The organism is Ancylobacter sp. FA202 (assembly GCF_000380205.1).
Taxonomy (GTDB): Bacteria; Pseudomonadota; Alphaproteobacteria; order Rhizobiales; family Xanthobacteraceae; genus Ancylobacter.
This window is the reverse complement of record NZ_KB904818.1, coordinates 563,575-587,208: the sequence shown is the minus strand read 5'-3', so window position 1 is coordinate 587,208 and position 23,634 is coordinate 563,575. Positions and strand designations below refer to the sequence as shown.

Below are 23,634 nucleotides of genomic sequence, written 5' to 3'. Positions count from 1 at the left end.
CGGGCCTTTTTCATGTGCGGGCGGGGAAGCCGATCACTCCGCGACTTCCGCCGGGGCGGGCTCGGAGCCTTCGCCCTCGCCTTCGGTATCGCTGCGGCGGTAGCGGCGCCGGCGGGTGCGCGGGGCGCGGCCTTCCGTGTCGTCGGCCGGGGCCTCCTCAGGCGCCACGGCCACCGCCGCCGCCGGCTTGGCGGCGCGGCTGCGGGTCTTCGGGGCGGGGGCCTCAGCGACGGGCGTCGCTTCCGCCGGGGCGGCGGGAGCCGGCGCGGCGGGCGCCGCTGCGGGAGCGGGCTCAGCGGTCACGGGTGCAACGGCCGGAGCAACCTTGGCCTCCGGCGCGTCGGCCGGCGCATCGGTCTTGCGCGCGGTGGCGCTTGCCGGGGCGGTGCCGCCGCTCTGGGTGATGAAGGCGGGCAGGCCGATCTCGGCCTCAACTTCCGGCCCGAGGCGCGGCTGCGGCTGTTGGGCGGGATCGCGGTAGTTGGCATCGCCGCCCTCGCGGGGGGCGCGATTGTCGCGATAGGGGCGGCTCTCGCGCGACCAGCGGCCTTCGCGCGGCTCGCGCTCCGGACGGTCGGGCCGTTCGCTGCGGTCGCGCTCCGGTCCACGGTCCTGTCCGCGCTGGTCCTGGTTGCGCGGCTCCTGCGCGCGCTGGTCCTGATTGCGCTGGTCCTGGTTACGGTCCGGGCCGCGCTCCTGGTGGCGATCCTGCCCGCGTTCGCGATTGTCGCGGCGGTTGTCGCGGTCGCGGAAGAAGTCGCGCTGGCCTTCACGCGGGCCATTGTCGCGCTGGTTTCCGTCCCGCTGGCCGCCGTCGCGATGTCCATTCTCGCGCTGGCCGTTGTCACGGTTGCCATTGTCACGCGGGCCGTTGTCGCGGTGGCCATTGTCGCGCGGCGCCTGCGGCTCGCGGGTCTGGTAGACCGGCTGGTTGTCCGAGCCGCCCTCGTCCATCTCGTCGTCGAATTCGTCATCGTCGGAGCGCTGATAGGGCTGCCCCTGCACGCCGAACTGCGCCTGCGCGGCGGCGATGATGCGATAGTAATGCTCGGCGTGCTGGAGATAGTTTTCCGCCGCCACGTAATCGCCTGTGGCCTGCGCGTCGCGGGCCAGCTGCTGATACTTTTCCACGACGTGCTGCGCCGTGCCTCGCACCTTCACATCCGGGCCGTTGGACTCATAAACGCGCGTAAGCGGATTCTGGCTGCGCCGATTGCCGTTGTTGCGGCCGCGCGTACGCTTCTGCTGATTACTATTTCGCATCGAGCTGGTCTCTGGTGCCCCACAAAGCCGGACGGGGATGCCCCATTCGGTGCCATACAGGCGGGTCAATCACACGGTGTCCGCAGTCCCGCCCCTTCGGCCTAGGCCATCGGCAGCGGCACGGCGGGAAATCTCGCCGTAAGTCGGTGAAAAGCTGCCGCAGGCCGGAACCCGGAGGTTCCAGTCGCGCCGCAGGTCGCCCTCGACCATCGGGCTTCTTCCATGGGAGCGCATCTCGAAGATGCTTCGCCGCCGGCCATGCCGACACCGATCCGTCCTGACCGCATTTCTCCGGCCCGGACCCGGCGCGCGCACGAATGCGCTGCGGCCGACCCCATGTTTCATCGCGTAACCGAAGCCACGCCGATAAACTCTTGGAGCGTTCGCCCCTTATGAAACGGGTTGCATCTAGGCCTTTCGCAAGGGCCCGAATGCCACTGCCAGCGAGGAGAACGGCGACTCGGATCAATGAGCGACCGGCGTTCCAATCACCAAAAGGCAGATGATGTCTCAGGACGATTCCTGCAATTGACACTAATCGGTTCGGTATCGCCTTCCAAGCCCTTTTTTGAGGCGTTTCCCGCAATATCAAGGCTTGCGGGCGATGAGTGCGCGGGCGATCCCGGCGAGATCGCACCGCGCCGGACCCTCCACCCGCAGCCCCGCCGCGGCGAGCAGCGCGGCGACATCCGCCTCCTGCCCGATGCCCAGTTCCAGCACGGCATGGCCGCCGGTGACGAGCAGGCCGGGCAGGGCGCGGGCAAGCGCACGGTAGGCATCGAGCCCTTGCGGGCCACCATCGAGCGCCAGCAGCGGGTCGTGCTCGCGCACCTCCCGCTCCAGCGCCGCTATATCGGTGCTGGGAATATAAGGCGGATTGGAGACCACGAGATCGAAGCCGCCGGCAAGCGCCTGCGCCCAGTGCCCCACCATCACCGCCGAGCGGTGCGCCAATCCAAGCGCCGCAAGGTTTTCCCGCGCCTGCCGGGCGGCGCCCGGCGACAGGTCGACGCCGATGCCGAACGCGGCGGGAAACTCGCTCAGCAGCGCCGCCAGCAGGGCGCCGGAGCCCGTGCCGAGGTCGAGAAGGCGCAGCGGCGCGCGCCGGTCCGGGAACAGCGCCAGCGCCGCTTCCACCAGCGTTTCCGTCTCCGGGCGCGGCACCAGCGTCTCGGGGGCGAGGGTGAAATCGAGGCTCCAGAATTCGCGCCGCCCGGTCAGCCGGGCCAGCGGCTCGCCGGCGGCGCGGCGCTCGGCGAGGGCGCGAAGGCGCGCGGCGTCCACTGGCGCCACCTCCTGTTCTCCCCGCGCCACCAAGTCGAGATCGGAGAGGCCAAGCCCCACCCGCAGCAGCGCGCGGGCTTCGCGCTCGGGCGCCTCCAGGCCCTTTTCCGCAAAGGCTGCGGCAAAGGCGCGCAGCAGGGCGGTGCGGGTGGTCACCGCTCGCCCCAGCCGGCGCTCTCGGCCTCGGCGAGCAGCGTCGCCTGATATTCGGTGGTCAGCGCGTCGACCAGCTCGCCCAGCGCGTCGCCGGCGAGAATTTCCGGCAGCTTGTGCAAAGTGAGGCCGATACGGTGGTCGGTGACGCGCGCCTGCGGGAAATTATAGGTGCGGATGCGCTCGGAACGGTCGCCGGAGCCGACCTGCACCTTGCGCTCGCTGGCGCGGGCGCTGTCGCGTCGCTCGCGCTCGGCCTCGTAGATCTTGGCGCGCAGCATGCCCATGGCGCGGGCCTTGTTCTTGTGCTGCGAGCGCTCGTCCTGCACCGCCACGACCGTGCCGGTGGGGAGATGGGTGATGCGGACCGCGCTCTCGGTCTTGTTGACGTGCTGGCCGCCGGCGCCCGAGGCCCGGAACACGTCGATGCGTAAATCGGATTCGTTGATGTCGACGTCGACCTCCTCCACCTCAGGCAGCACCGCTACGGTGGCGGCGGAGGTGTGGATGCGGCCCGAGGCCTCGGTATCGGGCACGCGCTGCACGCGGTGGACGCCCGATTCGAACTTCAGCTTGGCATAGGCGCCCGAGCCATGCAGGCCGGCGACGATTTCTTTGAAGCCGCCGGCCGCGCCTTCGGTCATCGACAGCACCTCGACCGACCAGCCGTTCAGCCCGGCGAAGCGCTCATACATGCGGAACAGGTCGCCGGCGAACAGCGCCGCCTCGTCGCCGCCGGTGCCGGCGCGGACTTCGAGGATGACGCCGCGCTCATCCATCGCGTCCTTGGGCAGCAAGGCGAGCCGCACGGCGTGGGAGAGGGTTTCCACCTCCTCCTCCAGCGTGTCCGCCTCCTCCTGCGCCATCGCCGCCATCTCGCGGTCGCCGGAAGCCTCGGTGGCGAGGGTGCGGGCCTCTTTCAGCTGGCGCTCGGCGCGGCGCAGCGCCTTCACGCTCTCGACCAGTGGCGACAGGTCGGAAAACTCCCGCGACAGGCGGACATAGGTTTCCGCCTCCGGGCTGGCGGAGAGGGCGTGCTCGATCTCGGCATGGCGCGCGAGAAGCTGGTCGAGCCGGACATCGGGCAGGGCGGTCACGCGGCGGCACTCACAGCGGCAGGCCGGCTTTCGCGGCGAAGGCGGCGAGCTGCGGGCGCAGCGACGCCACCTCGCCGCGAATGCCGAGCAGCGGTTCGACAAAGGCGGAAGCGGCGGGCAAATCGAGTTCGAGCAGCATCGCCTTCACCGGGCCATAGGAGGCCGGGGAGACCGAGAGCCGGCGATAGCCGATCGCGGCCAGCGCCAGCGCCTCCAGCGGCCGCGAGGCGAGTTCGCCGCACAGCGTGACCGGCTTGCCGTATTCGGCCGCCTTGTCGATGATCATCTTCAGCGCCCGCAGCGCCGCCGGGGCCAGCGGGTCGAAGCGGTCGGCGACGCGCGAATTGCCGCGATCGGCGGCATAGAGGAACTGCACCAGATCGTTGGAGCCGACCGAGGCGAAATCCACCCGGCTGAACAGCAGGTCGAGCTGGAACAGCAGCGCCGGCACTTCCAGCATCACCCCCACCAGCACGCGCTCGGGCAGGCCGTGGCCGTGCCGGCGCAGATGGGTCAGCTCGCGCTCGACGATGTGGTGGGCGCGGTCATATTCCTCCACCGCCGACACCATCGGGAAGATGAGCCGCAATTCGCGCCCGGTGGCGGCGCGCAGCAAGGCGCGGATCTGGCTGCGCAGCAGGCCGGGCCGGTCGAGGCCAAGGCGGATGGCGCGCCAGCCCAGCGCCGGGTTCTCTTCCTCGATCGCCCGCATATAGGGCAGCACCTTGTCGCCGCCGATATCGAGGGTGCGGAACACCACCGGCCGGTCGCCCGCCGCGTCCAGCACCGAGCGATAGAGCTTCAGCTGCTCATTGGTGCGCGGGAAGGCGGAGGCGATCATGAACTGCAGTTCGGTGCGGAACAGGCCGATGCCGGTCGCGCCGGTCTCCTCGATATGCGGCAGGTCGACCAGCAGGCCGGCATTGAGATGCAGCTCGATCGGCGTGCCGTCCTTGGTGACGGTCGGCACGTCGCGCAGGGCGGCGTAGCGCTCCAGCCGCTTGGCGCGGAAGCGCACCTTCTCGGCATAGGCGCTTTCGACATCGGCCGGCGGGCGGATATGCACCTCGCCGCTGACGCCGTCGACAATCACCGCGTCGCCGGCATCGACCTGACCGACGACATTTTCCATGTGGCCGACGGCGGATATGCCGAGCGCGCGGGCGACGATGGTCAGATGGCTGGTCGCCGCGCCTTCTTCCAGCACGAGGCCGCGAATGCGGGTGCGGTCATAGTCCAGCAGCGCCGCCGGGCTCATATTGCGGGCGACGATGACGGCATTGTCCGGCAGCCGGTCATGGTCCGAGCCGGCGGTGCGGCCGGTGAGCTGGCGCAGCAGCCGGTTGGCCAGATCGTCCAGATCGTGCATACGCTCGCGCAAGTAAGGGTCGGTCATGCGCAGCATGCGGGCGCGGGTGTCGGACTGCACCCGCTCCACCGCGCCCTCGGCGGTGAGGCCGGTCATCACGGCCTCGCGCATGCGGCCGATCCAGCCGCGATCATGGGCGAACATGCGGTAGGCTTCGAGGATCTCGCGGTGCTCGCCGACGCGGGCGACGCCCTCATCCTCCAGCATGGTGTCGATCGAGGCGCGCAGCGTCTCCACCGCGCCGTCGAGCCGCTTCAGCTCCGCCGGCAGGTCGTCGGCGATGACCTTGGTGACTTCGATGCGCGGCTCGTGCAGCACCACATGGCCGAGGCCGATGCCTTCCGACAGCGCGAGGCCCTTGAGATGCAGCGGCCGGCGGGCGGCCGGCTCGGCGCCGGGCAGCGCCATGGCGGTGAGTTCGCCCGAGGCGATGATCTCGGCCAGCACCATGGCCGTGGTCTGCAGCGCCTCGATCTCCTCCTCGGTATAGGAGCGGTGGGCGCGGTTCTGCACGACAAGCACGCCGAGCGTGTTGCCGGCCCGCAGGATCGGCACGCCGAGGAAGGAGTGGTAGATCTCTTCGCCCGTTTCCGGCCGGTAGGAGAAGGCCGGGTGCGCCTGCGCATTGGACAGGCTGATCGGCTCGGCCTCGCGGGCCACGGTGCCAACGAGGCCCTCGTCGATCCGCATCACCGTGAGATGCACGGCGGTGCGGTTCAGGCCCTCGGTGGCATAGAGCTCAAGCGTGCCATCGACGCGCAGCACATAGACCGAGCACACCTCGGCCACCATGTTGGCCGCGATCAGCACCACGATCTTGTCGAGGCGGTCCTGCGCGCTCACCGGCTCCGCCATGACCTCGCGGAGACGCCTCAAAAGCACGCGCGGGCCGCCGAGCGCGCCACGCATTGGCCGTCCTCGGTTTCCGGGAGCCGCTATCCCGGAGCGTCTTAACGCGGCGCGACTCGCGCCGCGCCGTTGCCTGAACTCAGGCGTCCAGCCCGTATACCGAATGCAGCGTTCGCACGGCAAGCTCGGTATAGGCGGCGTCGATCAGCACCGAGATCTTGATCTCGGAGGTGGAGATGGCGCGGATGTTGATCCCGCGCTCGGAAAGCGACTTGAACGCACGCGCCGCGACGCCGGCATGGCTGCGCATGCCGATGCCGATGATCGAGACCTTCACCACATCCGTCGCGCCTTCGATGCTCTGGAAGCCGATCTGGTCGCGCACGCCGGCGAGCGTGGCCTTGGCGCGCTCGAAATCGGCGGTCGGCACGGTGAAGGTGATGTCGGTGAAGCCCTCGGCCGAAATGTTCTGGACGATCATGTCGACATTGATGTTCGCTTCCGCGAGCGGCACGAACACGTTCGCCGCGATGCCGGGCTGGTCCGGCACATGGCGGATGCTGACCTGGGCTTCGTCCCGGGCGAAGGCGATGCCGGTGACGACTTCACTCTCCACGATTTCCTCCTCGTCGCAAATCAGGGTGCCGGGCGGGTCGCCGGCGGTCTTGAGTTCCGGTGCGTCCGGATCGGTGAAGCTGGAGCGCACGAAGGTGCGGACCTTGTGTACCATGGCCAGTTCGACCGAGCGCACCTGCAGCACCTTGGCGCCGAGCGACGCCATTTCCAGCATTTCCTCGAAGGCGATCTTCTCCAGCCGGCGCGCCTTCGGCACGATGCGCGGGTCGGTGGTGTAGACGCCGTCGACATCGGTGTAGATGTCGCAGCGGTCGGCCTTGATGCCGGCGGCGATCGCCACCGCTGAGGTGTCCGAACCGCCGCGCCCGAGCGTGGTGAGGCGCCCGCTGGGCAGGTGAATGCCCTGGAAGCCGGCGATCACAGCCACCTCGCCCTGGGCGAAGCGGTTGATGATCTCCTCGCCATTCACGTCGAGAATGCGCGCCGCGCCATGGGCGTCGTCGGTCGAAATGGGCAGCTGCCAGCCGAGCCAGGAGCGGGCGGAAATGCCCATCTCCTGCAGCACGATGGCCAGCAGGCCTGAGGTCACCTGCTCGCCGGAGGCGACGATGGAATCATATTCGCGCGCATCGTGCAGCAGGGCGGCCTCGCGGCACCAGGCGACCAGCTCATTGGTCTTGCCGGACATGGCCGAGACGACGACCGCGACCTGGTGGCCGGCCTCCACTTCCCGTTTGACGTGCCGCGCAACAATGCGAATGCGCTCAATGTTGGCGACCGAGGTGCCGCCGAACTTCATCACCAGACGTGCCATTGCGGGAAACCGTACCGTGTTCTTCTGTGGGGCCGGGCGGGAGAATGTGAGCTCCCGGCCCAAAAGGCGCGTATACATATCCACCTCGCGCCGCGCCCGCAACGCCGTCGCGCGAGCTTGGAATCCCTCTCGGCACGGCCGGGCGAAGATGAGGCGTCGATGACCGCAACCGCCACCACCGTCGATCCCCGCGAAGTGGAACGCTTTGCCGCGCTCGCCGCCGAATGGTGGAATCCGCGCGGCAAGATGCGGGTTCTGCACAGGTTCAATCCGGTGCGGCTGGCCTATCTGCGCGAGAAGATCACCGCCCATTTCGGCCGCGACCCGCGTGCCATCCGCCCGCTGGAAGGGCTGCGCCTGCTCGATATTGGCTGCGGCGGCGGCCTGCTCAGCGAGCCGCTGGCCCGCATGGGCGCTAGCGTCACCGGCATCGATCCGGCCGAGCGCAATGTGCGGATCGCCGCGCTGCATGCGGAAGAAAGCGGCGTTGGCGTCGACTACCGCGCCACCACCGCCGAGGCGCTGGCCGATGCCGGCGAGCGATTCGACGTGGTGATGGCGATGGAGGTGGTGGAGCATGTCGCCGATGTCGACCTGTTCCTTGCCCGCGCGGCGGAGATGGTGAAGCCGGGCGGCCTGATGGTCGCGGCGACGCTGAACCGCACCAAGCGCTCCTTCGCCCTCGCCATTGTCGGCGCCGAATATGTGCTCGGCTGGCTGCCGCGCGGCACGCATGACTGGAAGCGCTTCGTCACCCCCGAGGAGCTGCAGGCGGCGCTGGAGACGGGCGGGCTCGACGTGGTCGCGCGCGAGGGCGTGGTGTTCAACCCGCTGGCGGATGAATGGCGGCGCTCAAGCGACCTCTCGGTCAACTACATGATGCTGGCGGAGCGCCGCGCGGCGGCCTAGGCTTAATTGCCGTCAGGCATCGTCCGGTACGCCGGAACCCTCCGGCGGCCGGCGGCTTATCGGTGCGATGCCACCGCCGGAATCCCATCATGCGCTCTTCGCCTTCCACAGCCGCGCTGCTCTCCCCACTGGCGGCGCTTGCCGCGCTGAACCTGTTCCTCGCCGATGTGCGTGACGGGCTCGGGCCGTTTCTCGGCGTGTTCCTGCAGGAAAAGAGCTGGAGCCCGGCCGAGATTGGCCTCGTGATGACGCTGGGCGGGCTGGTCGCCATGGTTGCGACCATGCCGATGGGGGCGCTGGTCGATGCCAGCCGGGCCAAGCGGGCGATCATCGTTTTCGGTTCGGTGGCGATCCTCGCGGCCTCGCTGACCATTCTCGCCGTACCCTATTTCGCCGCGGTGGCGGTGGCGCAGGCGGTGAACGGCATCGCCGCCGCCGCGCTGCTGCCGGCCATTGCCGGCCTGACCCTGGGCCTGGTCGGCCCGGCGGCCTTCGATCACCAGCTGGGGCGCAACGAGGCGTTCAACCACGCGGGCAACATCCTCGCCGCCGTGCTGGCGGGGGTGCTCGGCTGGTGGTTCGGCCTGCCGGCGGTGTTCGCGCTGCTCGGCGCCATGGCGGTTCTCGGCGCGCTGTCGGTGCTGGCGATCCCGGCGGACGCCATCGACCATGAGGCCGCGCGGGGCGGGGCTGCCTCCCCGGCCGGGGCGGGCAAGGCCCATGAGAGCATCGGCAAGCTCCTGCGCGAGCCGGCCCTCGTCACGGCGGCGGTCACGTTTGGCCTGTTCCATCTTGGCAATGCGGCGATGCTGCCGCTGTTCGGCCAGGCCATGGTGGCGACTGCTGGCGCAGACCCGAGCGCCCTGACCGCGACCACGGTCGTGGTGGCGCAGGGCACGATGATCCCGATGGCGCTGGTCGCCGCCTGGCTCGGCGCGCGTCGGGGCTATCGGCTCGTGCTGCTGCTCGCCCTCGCGGCGCTGCCGATTCGCGGGGTGATCGCGGCGGCGGCGGTGTATTATGGCGCCGCCTGGGCGCTCGTTCCGGTGCAGGTTCTCGACGGCGTCGGCGCCGGCCTGCTCGGGGTGGCGACGCCCGGCCTCGTCGCCCGCATCCTCGCCGGGTCGGGCCGGTTCAATCTCGGCCTCGGCTTCGCGATGACGGCGCAGGGCATAGGCGCCTCGCTCTCCACCCTGCTTGGCGGCGTTGTGGCGCAGCAGCTCGGCTATCCCTCCGCCTTCCTCGCTCTGGGCGCCGTGGCGCTGCTGGCGGGCGGCGCCTATGTGATCGGCGGCTGCCCGGGCGGCACCGCGCCCGGCAGGGCCGATGCCGCCCCGGATGTCGCACCGGCGGCGGCCTGACAAAATCCGCGCTTGATCCTGCGCAACGCCCTTCCGTTGCCGATCCGCCACACTACATGAGGACCGACGGATCGCCACAACGGGGTCCGTTGCGGCGGCCGGGATACGGGCGCCGTCGTCCCGAGTGACCGTTCGTGCCGTCAGGGCGGACGGGGGGCCAGGAGGCTTTGCGACATGAATTTTGAAATCTACACCGAACGCGCGCGCGGATTTGTCCAGTCCGCCCAGTCGCTTGCCCTGCGAGAGGGCAACCAGCAATTCACCCCCGAGCACCTGCTGAAGGTTCTGCTCGACGATCCGGAAGGCCTGTGCGCCGGGCTGATCACCAGCAGCGGCGGCGATCCCCGCATCGTGCTGGCCGATACCGAGGCGGCGCTGAAGAAGCTGCCCAAGGTGCAGGGTTCCGGCGCCGGCCAGGTCTACCTCGCCCCGGGCACCGCCCGCGTCTTCGAGGCGGCCGAGCAGGCGGCGAAGAAGGCCGGCGACGGCTATGTCACGGTCGAGCGGCTGCTGCTCGCTTTGGCGCTGGAGAAGGACAGCGAGGCGGGCAAGATCCTCCTCAAGGCCGGAGCGACGCCGCAGAAGATCAACACCGCCATCGAGGCGCTGCGCAAGGGCCGCACGGCCGACAGCGCCACGGCGGAGAACGCCTATGACGCGCTGAAGAAATATGCCCGCGACCTCACCGAGGCGGCGCGCGAGGGCAAACTCGACCCGGTGATCGGTCGCGACGAGGAAATCCGCCGCACCATCCAGGTCCTGTCCCGCCGCACCAAGAACAACCCGGTGCTGATCGGCGAGCCCGGCGTCGGCAAGACGGCGATCGTCGAAGGCCTCGCCTTGCGCATCGTCGATGGCGACGTGCCCGAGAGCCTGAAGGACAAGAGCCTGCTGGCGCTCGACATGGGCTCGCTGATCGCCGGCGCGAAATACCGCGGCGAGTTCGAGGAGCGGCTGAAGAGCGTGCTCTCCGAAGTCGAGACGGCCGAGGGCGGGATCATCCTGTTCATCGACGAGATGCACACGCTGGTCGGCGCCGGCAAGACCGACGGCGCCATGGATGCGTCGAACCTGCTCAAGCCGGCGCTGGCGCGCGGCGAGCTGCACTGCGTCGGCGCCACCACGCTCGACGAGTACCGCAAGCATGTGGAGAAGGACGCGGCGCTCGCCCGTCGCTTCCAGCCGGTCTTCGTCTCCGAGCCGACGGTGGAGGACACGGTGTCCATCCTGCGCGGCATCAAGGAGAAGTACGAGCTGCACCACGGCGTGCGGATCACCGATTCGGCGCTGGTGGCGGCGGCGACGCTGTCCAACCGCTACATCACCGACCGGTTCCTGCCCGACAAGGCGATCGACCTGGTCGACGAGGCGGCCTCGCGCCTGCGCATGCAGGTCGATTCCAAGCCCGAGGAACTGGACAATATCGACCGCGAGATCGTGCGCCTGCGCATCGAGCAGGAGGCGCTGAAAAAGGAGACCGACACCGGCTCCAAGGACCGGCTGAAGAAGCTGGAGAAGGAGCTCGCCAATCTGGAGGAGCAGTCCGCGTCCATCACCTCGCGCTGGAAGGCGGAGAAGGAGAAGCTCGGCGACGCCCAGAAGATCAAGAGCGATCTCGAAAAGGCGCGCGCCGACCTCGCCATAGCCCAGCGCTCGGGCGAGTACCAGAAGGCGGGCGAACTCGCCTATGGCACCATCCCCGCGCTGGAGAAGAAGCTCGCCACCATTGAGGCGAAGGACGCCGCTGGCGAGGTGAAGGCCGGCACGATGATGGAGGAGGCGGTGACGCCCGACCACATCGCCGGCGTCGTCTCGCGCTGGACCGGCGTTCCCGTCGACAAGATGCTGGAGGGCGAGAAGGACAAGCTGCTGCGCATGGAGGACATGCTCTCCAAGCGCGTGGTGGGCCAGAAGGAGGCCGTGGAGGCCGTCTCGACCGCGGTGCGCCGCGCCCGGGCCGGCCTGCAGGACCCGAACCGGCCGATCGGCTCGTTCATCTTCCTCGGCCCCACCGGCGTTGGCAAGACCGAGCTGACCAAGGCGCTGGCGTCGTTCCTGTTCGACGACGACACCGCGCTGGTGCGCCTCGACATGTCGGAATACATGGAGAAGCACTCGGTCTCCCGGCTGATCGGCGCCCCTCCCGGCTATGTCGGCTATGAGGAGGGCGGCGCGCTCACCGAGGCGGTGCGGCGCCGGCCCTATCAGGTCGTGCTGTTCGACGAGATCGAGAAGGCGCATCCGGACGTGTTCAACGTCCTCCTCCAGGTGCTCGATGACGGGCGCCTGACGGACGGGCAGGGCCGCACGGTCGACTTCCGCAACACGCTGATCATCATGACCTCGAATCTCGGGGCGGAATATCTGGTGAACCAGCCCGACGGGGAGGACAGCGAAGCGGTGCGGGACGAGGTGATGGGTGTGGTGCGTTCGCATTTCCGCCCGGAATTCCTCAACCGCGTCGACGAGATCGTGCTGTTCCACCGGCTGCGCCGCGACCAGATGGGCGCGATCGTCGATATCCAGGTCAAGCGGCTGGAGAAGCTGCTGGAAGAGCGCAAGATCGCGCTGGAGATCACCCCCGAGGCGCGGGACTTCCTCGCCGAGAAGGGCTACGACCCGGCCTATGGCGCGCGCCCGCTCAAGCGGGTGATCCAGAAGCTGCTGCAGGACCCGCTGGCCGGCCGCATCCTCGCCGGCACGGTGAAGGATGGCGACGCGGTGAAGGTCGAGCGCGGGGCGAACGAGCTGCTGTTCGACACCCGCGCCCGCACGGTGGATGAGGCGGCCTGACGGCCTCCACACGCCTCATCATCCTGTAAAAGACCGAAGGGCCCTCTCGCGGGGGCCCTTCTTGCAGGGGCGGAGGAATGCAATGCCGATACCGATGGAGCTGCAGCACGCATCCGACGATTTCGAGCGCTTCCTCGCCGATGCCCGCGACGGGTCGGGCCTTGCCACCCGCAACCAGACCTACACCATGGTCGAGGGCGTGCTGCGCACCTTCCGCCGCCGGCTGGCGGTGCAGCAGGCGCTCAACTTCGCCGATGCGCTGCCGCCGATCCTGCGCGCCATCTTCGTCTCGCGCTGGGATATTTCGGAGCCGGTGCTGCCCTTCGCCGATCGGGCGACGCTGACGCGGGAGGTGCAGGGCCTGCGCCAGCACCACAATTTCGCGCCCGACAATTGTCTGGTCGAGGTGGCGCGGGCGCTGCGCCGTCATGTCGACGCCGGGGCCTTTGACCGGGTGCTGGCGACGCTGCCGGACGGCGCGGCGGACTATTGGCGGGCCTGACCGCACGCCGATCAAGCAAAAGGGCGCCGTGCGGCGCCCTTTTTTTGGCGATCGCGTCCCGCTCAGCCCCTGGCCAGCAGCGCGTCGAGCTCGGGGCGGAAGGAGCCGGAGATTTCCGGATTGTCCAGCGCGTAGGCGACATTGGCCATCAGGAAGCCGAGCTTCGAGCCGCAATCATAGATCGCGCCGTCAAAGGTGACGCTGTAGAAATCCTGCGTCTGCGCCAGCTTGAGCATGGAATCGGTCAGCTGGATCTCGTTGCCGGCGCCGCGCTCCTGGGTGGCGAGCAGGTCGAAGATCTCCGGCTGGAGGATATAGCGGCCGGAAATGGCGAGGTTGGACGGGGCGTCGTGCTTCTTCGGCTTCTCGACCATGCGGGCGATCTTGTGCACGCCATCGGCCATTTCGTCGCCGAGGCCGACAATGCCGTATTGGTCGGTCTGCTCGGGCGGCACCTCATAGACCGCCAGATGGTTGCCGCCGCCGGTGCGCTTGTAGGCTTCGGCCATCTGGCCGAGGCAGCCCTTGCCGTTGGTCGGCTTGTGCAGCATGTCCGGCAGCAGCAGCGCGAAGGGCTCGTTGCCGATGATGTCGCGGGCGCACCACACCGCATGGCCGAGGCCGAGCGGAAGCTGCTGGCGGGTAAAGCTGGTGGCGCCGGGACCCATGGTCTCCTCGCGCAGCAGCTCCAGCATCTTCAGCTTGCCGCGCTCCGCCAGCGTGTCTTCCAGCTCGTACTGGCGGTCGAAATGGTCCTCGATCACGCCCTTGTTGCGGCCGGTGACGAAGACGATGTGCTCGATGCCGGCGGCGCGCGCCTCGTCCACCACATGCTGCACGACGGGACGATCCACCACGGTCAGCATTTCCTTCGGCACCGCCTTGGTGGCGGGCAGGAAGCGCGTGCCGAGGCCGGCGACGGGGAGGATCGCTTTGCGAATAGGTTTTACCATCGGGGAAATATGCCGCTTTTGATGACGCAGGTTCAGGCCGAAAGAGCGAAACTCGTAACCGAACGAGCTTAACGCTTCGCTTGTGTCAATAAACCGGCGGGTTAACGCGGAGGTGGCGGAATAGGTTCCCCCACGTTCACTTTCCGCGTGAGGCGGCGGTGCCGCTGAGGAAAGTGACGCGGCGTTAACACCCCCGCAACCATGAGGCTGGCCTAATCATCGCCGGTTTCTGCGTTAGGATTGCCTCATGGTTCACCGCACGGCCTCCGCCCGGGGGCATGCCGGCTTTGTTGCCGGCGTCGCCATCGTCTGCTTCGGCCTTTCCGGATGCGCAGGCTCCGACGACATCACAGGCGCGTTCTCCGCGCCGCCGGCGGCCCAGGCCACTGCGCCGCGCACGGTGGCGCAGGCGCGCCCGCAGGTCCGTCCGACGGCCGCTGCCACCGCTTCCACCGCCGCGCCGTCCACCCATCCCGACATGACCCCCGCCGCCTTGGCCCGCGACGAGGCGAATTTTAGCCGCTGCATCGCCGCGCTGGAGCCGAAGGCGCGGGCGGCGGGCGTCTCCGCCGCCGGCTTCCGCCGCTACACGGCGGGGCTGAAGCCCGATATGGGCATCATGGAGAAGCTGCAGACCCAGCCCGAATTCACCCGCACCGCCGGCGACTATGTCGAGATGCTGGTCTCCGAGACCCGCATCCGCAAGGGCCGCGAGGCGATGGCGCAAAACGCGGCCGTGTTCGCCGAGGTCGAGCGCCAATATGGCGTCGACCGCTATGTGGTGGCGGCGATCTGGGGCATCGAAACCAATTACGGCAGCGCGCGCGGCTCCTACCCGGTGATCGAGGCCACCGGCACGCTCGCCTGCGTCGGCCGCCGCAAGCCCTATTTCCGCGACGAGTTCGTCGCCGCCCTGCGCATCGTCGACCGGGGCGACATCCCCGAGAGCCATCTGCGCGGCTCCTGGGCCGGCGCCTTCGGCCTCACCCAGTTCATGCCCACCGCCTTCCAGCGCGACGCGGTGGATTTCGACGGCGACGGTCACCGCAATGTGGTGGATTCGGTGGCGGACGCCATGGGCTCCACCGCCAACAAGCTGAAGCGCGGCGGCTGGCAGCAGGGCCGTTCCTGGGGCTATGAGGTGGTGCTGCCGCGTCGCTTCGACTATCTGCTCGCCGACAAGAACATCCGCAAGCCGATGCGCGAATGGGCGGCGCTCGGCATCCATCGCCCCGATGGCCGGCCGATGCCGCCCGCCGGCGAGACCGCCTATCTGCTGCTGCCCGCCGGCGCCAAGGGCCCGGCCTTCCTGATGACCGACAATTTCAAGGCCATTCTCAGCTACAACCCGGCCGACGCCTATGCGCTCGCCATCGGCCATCTCGCCGATCGCCTGCGCGGTGGCGGACCCTTCGTCCAGCCCTGGCCGGACCAGCGCGCCCTTTCGCGCAATGAGCGGTCGGAACTGCAGAAGCGCCTCGCCTCGCGCGGCTATGAGGTTGGCCCGCATGATGGCGCGATCGGCGCGCAGACGCGGGCGGCGGTGCGCGACTATCAGGTCGCGGTGGGCCTGCCGCCCGATGGCATGGCCAGCGGCGAGGTGCTGGAGAGCCTGCGCGGCGGGTCCTGATACCGGCGCTTCGGTGCGGGGGTCTTGAAACAGCCGCGATAATGGTTCACCCGTGCGAGGGGTGCCGGTGTCGGCATCGCTACAGGCACGCGGGAGACGGCTCATGCGCGGGCGGCGCGGCAAATGGCTGGGACTGAAGGCGCTGGCGGTGGCCGGCGTGCTGGTCGCCGGCTGTTCGCTGGCGCAGGCGCAGAACGACTGGTTCCGCCCGCCGGCGGATGTCGGCCAGCCCTCGGCCCGCCCCTCCCAACAGCAGCGCCCCCAGCCACAGCAGCAGCGCCAGCAGGCGCGCCCGCAGCAACAGCAGCGGGCCGTCCCGCCGCAGGCCGCCGCGCCGAGCCGCTCCTGGTCGCCGTTCCAGCCCTTGATCGATCTGTTCGGCGGCCGCGACAACCGGCCCCGGCGCATGCGCCCGATGGAGCCGGAACTGGCGCCGCCGCCGCCCGTGGTGGCGCAGCCGCCGGCCGAGCCGCGCGGCAAGGTCTATGCCTCGTCCAGCGAGGCCCGCGCCGCCTCCGCCGAGGTGAAGGAAGTCGTACTGGTGTTCGGCGACGAGCAGGCGGGCACGCTGGCGCAGGGGCTGGCGGACGCCTTCGCCGCCGACCGCGAGACCGCCGCCGTCGTCGCCCGCGCCGAGGCCGATGCCGGCTTCGCCCCGGGCAGCGGCGTGGACCTCATCGCCGCCGCGCGGCAATTGCCGACCGGCAACGAGCAGGCCAATGTCATCGTGGTGCTGGCCGGCAGCCATGATCTGGAGCCGATCACCGACGCGGCCGGCGTCCGGGCCGAGCTGTTCGACGAGCGCTGGCGCGACCTCTATTCCCGCCGGGTCGAGGATTTCCTGCTGGCGCTGAAGCTGCAGCGCCGCAACGTGGTGGTGGTGGGCCTGCCGCCGGTGGAAGACGCGGTGCGCAACGAGCAGATCGCCCGCTACAACGCCCTTTTGAAGGAAATGGTGGAGCGCGCCGGCTTCCTCTTCGTCGATGTCACCGATGGCTTCGTCGACGAGAACGGCAAGTTCATGATGTCCGGCCCGGCGGTGGATGGCCAGCGCCGCCGCCTGCGCACCGCCGACGGGGTCGGCTTCACCCGCGCGGGGGCGCGCAAGCTGGCCTTCTTCGTCGACCAGAAACTCGACGATCTGCTCACCGGCAAGGACCTGCCTCCGACGGCGGCGGACCCGGCGGAGACGCGCCCGTCCATCATCATGCTGACCGGCGGCCCGCCGGCCGGCAACGCCCGCACCCTTGCCGGCGCGCCGGGCGCGCTGTCGGCCAACGAGACCCGCACCTCGCCCGTGGCGGAAGCGGACGCCACGCCCACGCCGGCCCGCATGCTGGTGGAGGGCACGGCCCCGCCTGTTGTGGCCGGGCGCACCGACGATTTCCGCTGGCCGCCGGGCCAGCCGGAGGAACCGCTGGTGCCCCCCATGCCGCAGGCCCCGCTCACCGCCACGCCGACGCCCGCGCCCTGAAGCTTGGCCCTGAGCCTTCGCCCGGCATGAAAAAGCCGGGCGCGAGGCCCGGCTTTTGCGACGTTCGTTTTGCGGATGCTCAGCGCGGCAGGACGGAGCTGCCCATCAGGAAGGTGTCGATCGACTGCGCCGCCTGGCGGCCCTCGCGGATCGCCCACACCACCAGCGACTGGCCGCGCCGCATGTCGCCGGCGGCGAACAGCTTCGGCACGCTGGTGGCGTAGTCGAGATCGGTCGCGCCGACATTGCCGCGCTTGTCGAGGGCGAGGCCCTCCTGCTCCAGCATCCCCTCGCGCAGCGGGTGGATGAAGCCGAGCGCGATGAAGACCAGATCGGCCTTGATGAGGAACTCGGTGCCGGGGATGGGCTGGCGCTTGGCGTCGACGCGGGCGCACTTCACCGAGGTGACGTGGCCCTTCTTGCCCTCGATGCCGAGCGTGGCGGCGGCGAATTCGCGCTCGGCGCCCTCGGCCTGCGAGGAGGAGGTGCGGAACTTGGTCGGCCAGTAGGGCCACACCGCCAGCTTGTCCTCCTTCAGCGGGGGAACCGGGCGGATGTCGAGCTGGTGCACCGACAGCGCCCCTTGGCGGAACGCCGTGCCGACGCAGTCGGAGGCGGTGTCGCCGCCGCCGATCACCACCACATGCTTGCCGGCGGCGAGAATGGGCTCGTCGCGCGACACGTCCTCATGGCCGACGCGGCGGTTCTGCTGCACCAGATAGGGCATGGCGTAGTGCACGCCGAGCAGCTCCTGGCCGGGCAAAGCGGGGTCGCGCGGGGCTTCCGAGCCGCCGCACATCAGCACCGCGTCATGGCCTTCCAGCAATTCGTCGAGCGGCGTGGTGACGCCGACATTGACGCCGTAATGGAAGGTGACGCCTTCGCCTTCCATCTGGGTGACGCGGCGGTCGATATAGTGCTTTTCCATCTTGAAGTCGGGAATGCCGTAGCGCAGCAGGCCGCCGGCCTTGGGCTCGCGCTCATAGACATGCACCTCGTGCCCGGCGCGGGCGAGCTGCTGCGCCGCCGCCATGCCGGCCGGGCCGGAGCCGACGACGGCGACCTTGCGGCCGGTCTTGTGCGCGGCGGGCTCGGGCTTGACCCAGCCGGCCTTCCACGCCCGGTCGGCAATGGCCTGCTCGACGGTCTTGATCGCGACCGGCACGTCTTCGAGGTTCAGCGTGCAGGCTTCCTCGCAGGGCGCGGGGCAGATGCGGCCGGTGAATTCGGGGAAGTTGTTGGTCGAGTGCAGGTTGCGCGCCGCCTCTTCCCAATTGCCGTTATAGACGAGGTCGTTCCAGTCCGGGATCTGGTTGTGCACCGGGCAGCCATTGGGCCCATGGCAGAACGGCACGCCGCAATCCATGCAGCGCGAGGCCTGGTTGGCCACCTCCGCGTCCGGCAGGGGCAGGGTGAATTCGCGGAAGTGACGAATGCGATCGGACGCCGGCTGATACTTCGCCTCGCGCCGATCGATTTCGAGAAAGCCCGTAACCTTGCCCATTGCGCCCTCTTTCGCGGAGCACCGCCACCTTGGAGGCATTCCACCTCCGGTGCCAGATACATCAAACATGCCAGTTGGAAAATGGCGGCGCGGCAGAGCGCCGCGCCAAGCTGCTGGTCTCTCCACCGTCCGCCGTCATCCCGGAACCGCCGCGAGGCGGTATCCGGGATCGTCCTCCTGCGGAGAGCGATCCCGGCTCGGCGCCCTTCGGGCTTGGCCGGGATGACGCGCGATCGGTGCAGCGGCGGCCTATTCGGCCGCCTGCAAGCCGCGCATTTTCTCCATTTCGCGCAGCGCCCGCTGGTACTCGACGGGCATCACCTTGACGAACTTGCCGCGATAGCTCGCCCAATTGTCGAGGATGGTCTGCGCCCGCTGCGAACCCGTGTAGTGCAGGTGCTTGGCGATCAGCTGGTGCAGACGCTCCTCGTCGTGGTGGCCCATATCCGCCATGATGTCGATGCGGCCCTTGAACTCCAGGTCGCCACCATGGTGGTGCAGCCGCTCCAGCAGGGCTTCTTCCTCTTCCACCGGCTCAAGATCGACCATGGAGAGGTTGCAGCGCTTCTTGAAGGTGCCGTCCTCGTCGAGCACATAGGCGACGCCGCCGGACATGCCGGCCGCGAAGTTGCGCCCAGTCTGGCCGATGACGACGACGATGCCGCCGGTCATGTACTCGCAGCCATGGTCGCCCGTGCCCTCGACCACCGCGATGGCGCCGGAATTGCGCACCGCGAAGCGCTCGCCGGCGACGCCGTGGAAGTAGCACTCGCCCGAGGTAGCGCCGTACATCACGGTGTTGCCGACGATGATCGAATCCTCAGGCACGATGGCGCTGTCCTTGGCCGGCTGCACCACGATGCGGCCGCCGGAAAGGCCCTTGCCGACATAGTCATTGGCCTCGCCGACCAGCGTCATCGAGACGCCGGTAGCCAGGAACGCGCCGAAGGCCTGCCCGGCGGTGCCGGTGAGGTGGATGTCGATCGTGTCCTCCGGCAGGCCGGTGTCGCCATAGCGCTTGGCCACCTCGCCCGAGAGCATGGCGCCGACGGAGCGGTTGATGCTCTTGATCGGGCTGTGGATCACCACCTTCTCGCCGCTCTCCAGCGCCGGCATCGCCTGCGCGATCAGGGTGCGGTCGAGCACGTTCTGGATCGGGTGGTTCTGCCGCTCGGTGTGGTAGATCGCGACCTCGGGGCCGACCTCCGGCTTGGCGAAGATGCGGCTGAAGTCGAGCCCCTTCGCCTTCCAGTGCTCGATCGCCTCGCGCTGGTCGAGCCAGTCGGAGTGGCCGATCAGCTCGTTGAAGTTGCGCACGCCCATCACGGCCATCAGCTCGCGCACTTCCTCGGCGACGAAGAAGAAGTAGTTGATGACATGCTCGGGCGTGCCCTTGAAGCGCTTGCGCAGCACCGGGTCCTGGGTGGCGACGCCAACCGGGCAGGTGTTGAGGTGGCACTTGCGCATCATGATGCAGCCGGCCGCGATCAGCGGCGCGGTGGAGAAGGCGAAGTCGTCGGCGCCGAGCAGGGCGCCGATCACCACGTCGCGCCCGGTGCGCAGGCCGCCATCGACCTGCAGGGCGATGCGCCCGCGTAGATTGTTCAGCACCAGCGTCTGGTGCGCCTCGGCAAGGCCGATCTCCCAGGGGGAGCCGGCATGCTTGATGGCGGTGAGCGGGGAAGCGCCGGTGCCGCCCTCGAAGCCGGAGACGGTGATGTGGTCGGCGCGCGCCTTGGCGACGCCGGCCGCGACCGTGCCGACGCCCACTTCGGACACCAGCTTGACCGAGATATCGGCTTCCGGGTTGACGTTCTTCAGGTCGTAGATGAGCTGCGCCAGATCCTCGATCGAGTAGATGTCATGGTGCGGCGGCGGCGAGATCAGGCCGACGCCGGGGGTGGAGTGGCGCACCTTGGCGATGACCGCGTCGACCTTGTGGCCGGGCAGCTGGCCGCCTTCGCCGGGCTTGGCACCCTGCGCCATCTTGATCTGGATCATGTCGGCGTTGACGAGGTAGTCCGCCGTGACGCCGAAGCGGCCGGAGGCCACCTGCTTGATCGCCGAGCGCATCGAATCGCCGTTCGGCAGCGGCTTGAAGCGCGTCGCCTCCTCGCCGCCCTCGCCGGTGTTCGACTTGCCGCCGATCCGGTTCATGGCGATGGCCAGCGTCGAATGCGCCTCGCGCGAGATCGAGCCGAACGACATCGCGCCGGTGACGAAGCGCTTGACGATATCGGCCACCGGCTCGACCTCGTCGAGCGGCACCGGGGCGCGGCCAAGTTCCTCCGCCTCGCGGATGCGGAACAGCGAGCGGATGTTCAGCGTCTTGGCGCCGGCCTCGTTCACCAGCTGGGCGAAGTGGCGGTACTTGTCCTGCGCATTGCCGCGCACCGCGTGCTGCAGCACCGCGACCGTCTCGGGGTCCCAGGCATGCTCCTCGCCGCGCAGGCGGAAGGCATAGTCGCCGCCGACATCGAGCGAGGTGCGGTAAACCGGCGCGTCGCCAAAGGCGTCGCGATGGCGCATCGCGGTTTCCTCAGCGATCTCATTGAGGCCGATGCCGCCGATGGAGGAGGCGGTGCCGAAGAAATAGCGGTCGACGACCTCCTGGTTGAGGCCGACCGCGTCGAAGATCTGCGCGCCGCAATAGGACTGGTAGGTCGAGATGCCCATCTTCGACATGACCTTGAGCAGGCCCTTGTCGATCGACTTGATGAAGCGCTTGACGATCTCATCCTCGGACACCTCCTCGGGGATGTCGACGCGCATGTCGATCATCGTCTCGAAGGCGAGATAGGGGTTGATCGCCTCGGCGCCATAGCCGGCGAGGCAGGCGAAGTGGTGCACCTCGCGCGCTTCGCCGGTCTCGACCACGAGGCCGACCGAGGTGCGCAGGCCCTTGCGGATCAGGTGATGATGCACCGACGCCGTCGCCAGCAGCGAGGGAATCGGGATCCGGTCCGGCCCGACGAGACGGTCGGACAGGATGATGATGTTGTAGCCGCCATGCACCGCCGCCTCGGCGCGCTCGCACAGCCGCTCGACCGCATCGCCCATGCCCGCCGCGCCCTTGTCGGAGGGGTAGGTCATGTCGAGCGTGCGGGTGTCGAAGCGCTCCTCCATGAAGCCGATGGAGCGGATCTTCTCCAGGTCTTCATTGGTCAGGATCGGCTGGCGCACTTCCAGCCGCTTGCGACGGGAATTGCCTTCGAGGTCGAAGATGTTCGGCCGCGGCCCGATGAAGGAGACGAGGCTCATCACCAGCTCTTCGCGGATCGGGTCGATCGGCGGGTTCGTCACCTGGGCGAAGTTCTGCTTGAAATAGCTGAACAGCGCCTTTGACTTCTTCGACAGCGGCGAGATGGGCGTGTCGGTGCCCATGGAGCCGACCGCCTCCTGGCCCGTGGTCGCCATCGGCGCCATGAGCATCTTCAGGTCTTCCTGGGTGTAGCCGAAGGCCTGCTGGCGATCGAGCAGCGACACATCGGTGCGCACCTCGCGCGCTTCCACCGAGCGCAGCTCCTCCAGCACCAGCTGGGTGCGCTTCAGCCATTCCTTGTAGGGGTGGGCCTGGGCGAGGGCGGTCTTCACCTCCTCGTCAGGCACCAGCCGGCCTTCTTCAAGGTCGACCAGCAGCATGCGGCCCGGCTGCAGCCGCCACTTGGTGACGATCTCGCTTTCGGGGAAGGTGAGCACGCCCATTTCCGAGGCCAGCACGATCTTGTCGTCGGTCGTCACCATATAGCGCGCGGGCCGCAGGCCGTTGCGGTCGAGCATGGCGACGATCTGGCGCCCGTCGGTGGCGACGATGGCGGCCGGCCCGTCCCACGGCTCCATCATGGCGGCGTGGTATTCGTAGAAGGCGCGGCGTTCCTCGTTCATCAGCGGGTTGCCGGCCCAGGCTTCGGGCACCAGCATCATCGCCGCATGCGGCAGCTCGTAGCCGCCCTGGATGAGGAATTCGAGCGCGTTGTCGAAGCACGCCGTGTCCGACTGGCCCTCATAGGAGATCGGCCAGAGCTTGGAGATGTCGTTGCCGAACAGCTCACTGTCGACGGAGGCCTGGCGGGCCGCCATCCAGTTCACATTGCCGCGCAGCGTGTTGATTTCGCCATTATGGGCGACCATCCGGTAGGGATGGGCGAGCGACCAGGCCGGGAAGGTGTTGGTGGAGAAGCGCTGATGGACGAGGGCCACCGCGCTCTCGAACTCCGGGTCGTGCAGGTCGGCATAATAGGCGCCGAGCTGGTCGGCGTTGAACATGCCCTTGTAGACGAGCGTGCGGCAGGACAGCGACACGACGTAATAGCCGGCCGTGCGCGGGTCCTTGGCGGAATAGATCGCGTTGGAGATCACCTTGCGCAGCACGAACAGCCGGCGCTCGAAATCGTCCTCGCTGGCCACCGCCTCGCCACGACCGACGAAAACCTGGAAGTGCTTGGGCTCGGTCGGCAGCACGGTGTGGCCGAGCGAGGAATTGTCGGTCGGCACCTCGCGCCAGCCGAGCATCACCTGGCCTTCTTCCGCCACCACCCGCTCCATGGTGGCGCGGATGATCTCGTGGCCTTCGGTGTCGTGCGGCATGAAGACGTGGCCGACGGCGTAATAGCCGGGCTCCGGCAGGGTGAAGCCGAGCTTGGCCGCTTCCTTGACGAAGAAGCGGTGCGGCAGCTGCACCAGCATGCCGGCGCCGTCGCCGGCGCGCGGATCGGCACCCACCGCGCCACGGTGCTCAAGGTTCAGCAGGATCTTCAGGCCGTCCTGGACGATCTGGTGCGACTTGCGGCCCTTGATGTCGGCGATGAAGCCGACGCCGCAGGAATCCTTCTCGTTGCGCGGGTCATACAGACCCTGCGCCACGGGCAGGCCCGGGTCGATATGGGAAATGGTTTTGGTGGCACGGTCCGTCGTGGCCGGACGAACCGAACCCTCGGCGATCACGCGCGCGGCCAGGCCGCCCATTTCCTCTGTCATTCCCGTCACTCCCTCAAGGGTCGCCCTGACGCCCGACGCCGACACGTATGGCCCTCGCGGGGCGCTCTCCCGCAAGGCGTGCTCGCTTACCGAACGACGCTAGCATCCTTCGTGCCACGCCCCCTG

General features: G+C 68.8%; 14 protein-coding genes. 6 read left to right on the top strand and 8 right to left on the bottom strand.

Going from position 1 to position 23,634, the window contains the following annotated elements; genetic code table 11:
• Window positions 1-33: 33 nt before the first annotated feature.
• From A3M1_RS0102615 to A3M1_RS0102595, 5 genes are all read right to left on the bottom strand, one after another.
• On the bottom strand, window positions 34-1,263 hold the full coding sequence (locus tag A3M1_RS0102615; RefSeq protein ID WP_018387395.1) for a DUF4167 domain-containing protein: 1,230 nt from the start codon (window positions 1,261-1,263) through the stop codon (window positions 34-36).
• A gap of 588 nt (window positions 1,264-1,851) precedes the next feature.
• Window positions 1,852-2,703 (bottom strand): peptide chain release factor N(5)-glutamine methyltransferase, encoded by an 852-nt coding sequence (prmC, locus tag A3M1_RS0102610; RefSeq protein WP_018387394.1) that lies wholly within the window; start codon window positions 2,701-2,703, stop codon window positions 1,852-1,854.
• A complete protein-coding gene (gene prfA, locus A3M1_RS0102605) occupies window positions 2,700-3,797 on the bottom strand; it encodes a peptide chain release factor 1 (protein WP_018387393.1) in 1,098 nt (365 codons plus the stop codon). The genes prmC and prfA overlap by 4 nt, the downstream gene beginning before the upstream one ends.
• 10 nt (window positions 3,798-3,807) lie before the next feature.
• Window positions 3,808-6,075, bottom strand: a complete 2,268-nt coding sequence (gene ptsP, locus A3M1_RS0102600) for a phosphoenolpyruvate--protein phosphotransferase (RefSeq protein WP_018387392.1) — start codon at window positions 6,073-6,075, stop codon at window positions 3,808-3,810.
• Between the two features lie 79 nt (window positions 6,076-6,154).
• Window positions 6,155-7,405, bottom strand: coding sequence for an aspartate kinase (locus tag A3M1_RS0102595; RefSeq protein ID WP_018387391.1), 1,251 nt, complete (start codon window positions 7,403-7,405; stop codon window positions 6,155-6,157).
• Window positions 7,406-7,564: 159 nt separating this feature from the next.
• Here A3M1_RS0102595 and ubiG point away from each other — a divergent pair, with 159 nt between their 5' ends.
• The 4 genes from ubiG (at window position 7,565) to A3M1_RS0102575 (ending at window position 12,970) form a co-directional block, all read left to right on the top strand.
• Window positions 7,565-8,314 (top strand): bifunctional 2-polyprenyl-6-hydroxyphenol methylase/3-demethylubiquinol 3-O-methyltransferase UbiG, encoded by a 750-nt coding sequence (gene ubiG / locus A3M1_RS0102590; protein WP_018387390.1) that lies wholly within the window; start codon window positions 7,565-7,567, stop codon window positions 8,312-8,314.
• An 89-nt stretch (window positions 8,315-8,403) separates the two neighbouring features.
• Window positions 8,404-9,675: an MFS transporter gene (locus A3M1_RS0102585; protein ID WP_018387389.1), complete on the top strand. Its 1,272-nt coding sequence runs from the start codon at window positions 8,404-8,406 to the stop codon at window positions 9,673-9,675.
• Window positions 9,676-9,849: 174 nt separating this feature from the next.
• A complete protein-coding gene (gene clpB, locus A3M1_RS0102580) occupies window positions 9,850-12,468 on the top strand; it encodes an ATP-dependent chaperone ClpB (protein WP_018387388.1) in 2,619 nt (872 codons plus the stop codon).
• Window positions 12,469-12,550: 82 nt separating this feature from the next.
• Complete coding sequence (locus A3M1_RS0102575) at window positions 12,551-12,970, top strand: DUF2267 domain-containing protein (protein WP_018387387.1); 420 nt, start codon at window positions 12,551-12,553, stop codon at window positions 12,968-12,970.
• Window positions 12,971-13,032: 62 nt separating this feature from the next.
• Here the strand turns inward: A3M1_RS0102575 and A3M1_RS0102570 are convergent, their stop codons facing one another.
• Window positions 13,033-13,923 carry a UTP--glucose-1-phosphate uridylyltransferase gene (locus tag A3M1_RS0102570; RefSeq protein WP_018387386.1) on the bottom strand — a complete coding sequence of 297 codons (891 nt, stop codon included), beginning with the start codon at window positions 13,921-13,923 and terminating at the stop codon, window positions 13,033-13,035.
• A gap of 247 nt (window positions 13,924-14,170) precedes the next feature.
• Between A3M1_RS0102570 and A3M1_RS0102565 the strand changes: the two genes are divergently transcribed.
• Both A3M1_RS0102565 and A3M1_RS0102560 read left to right on the top strand, forming a co-directional pair.
• A complete protein-coding gene (locus A3M1_RS0102565; RefSeq protein WP_018387385.1) occupies window positions 14,171-15,553 on the top strand; it encodes a lytic murein transglycosylase in 1,383 nt (460 codons plus the stop codon).
• A gap of 103 nt (window positions 15,554-15,656) precedes the next feature.
• A complete protein-coding gene (locus tag A3M1_RS0102560; protein ID WP_018387384.1) occupies window positions 15,657-17,027 on the top strand; it encodes a DUF459 domain-containing protein in 1,371 nt (456 codons plus the stop codon).
• A gap of 79 nt (window positions 17,028-17,106) precedes the next feature.
• On the opposite strand, the gene A3M1_RS0102555 is transcribed toward A3M1_RS0102560, so the two are convergent.
• Together A3M1_RS0102555 and gltB are read right to left on the bottom strand one after the other, a co-directional pair.
• Window positions 17,107-18,531: a glutamate synthase subunit beta gene (locus A3M1_RS0102555; RefSeq protein WP_018387383.1), complete on the bottom strand. Its 1,425-nt coding sequence runs from the start codon at window positions 18,529-18,531 to the stop codon at window positions 17,107-17,109.
• Between the two features lie 249 nt (window positions 18,532-18,780).
• The gene (gene gltB, locus A3M1_RS0102550; protein WP_371258731.1) at window positions 18,781-23,517 is read right to left on the bottom strand and encodes a glutamate synthase large subunit; all 4,737 of its coding nucleotides are present in this window, start codon (window positions 23,515-23,517) and stop codon (window positions 18,781-18,783) included.
• Between the last annotated feature and the right edge of the window lie 117 nt (window positions 23,518-23,634).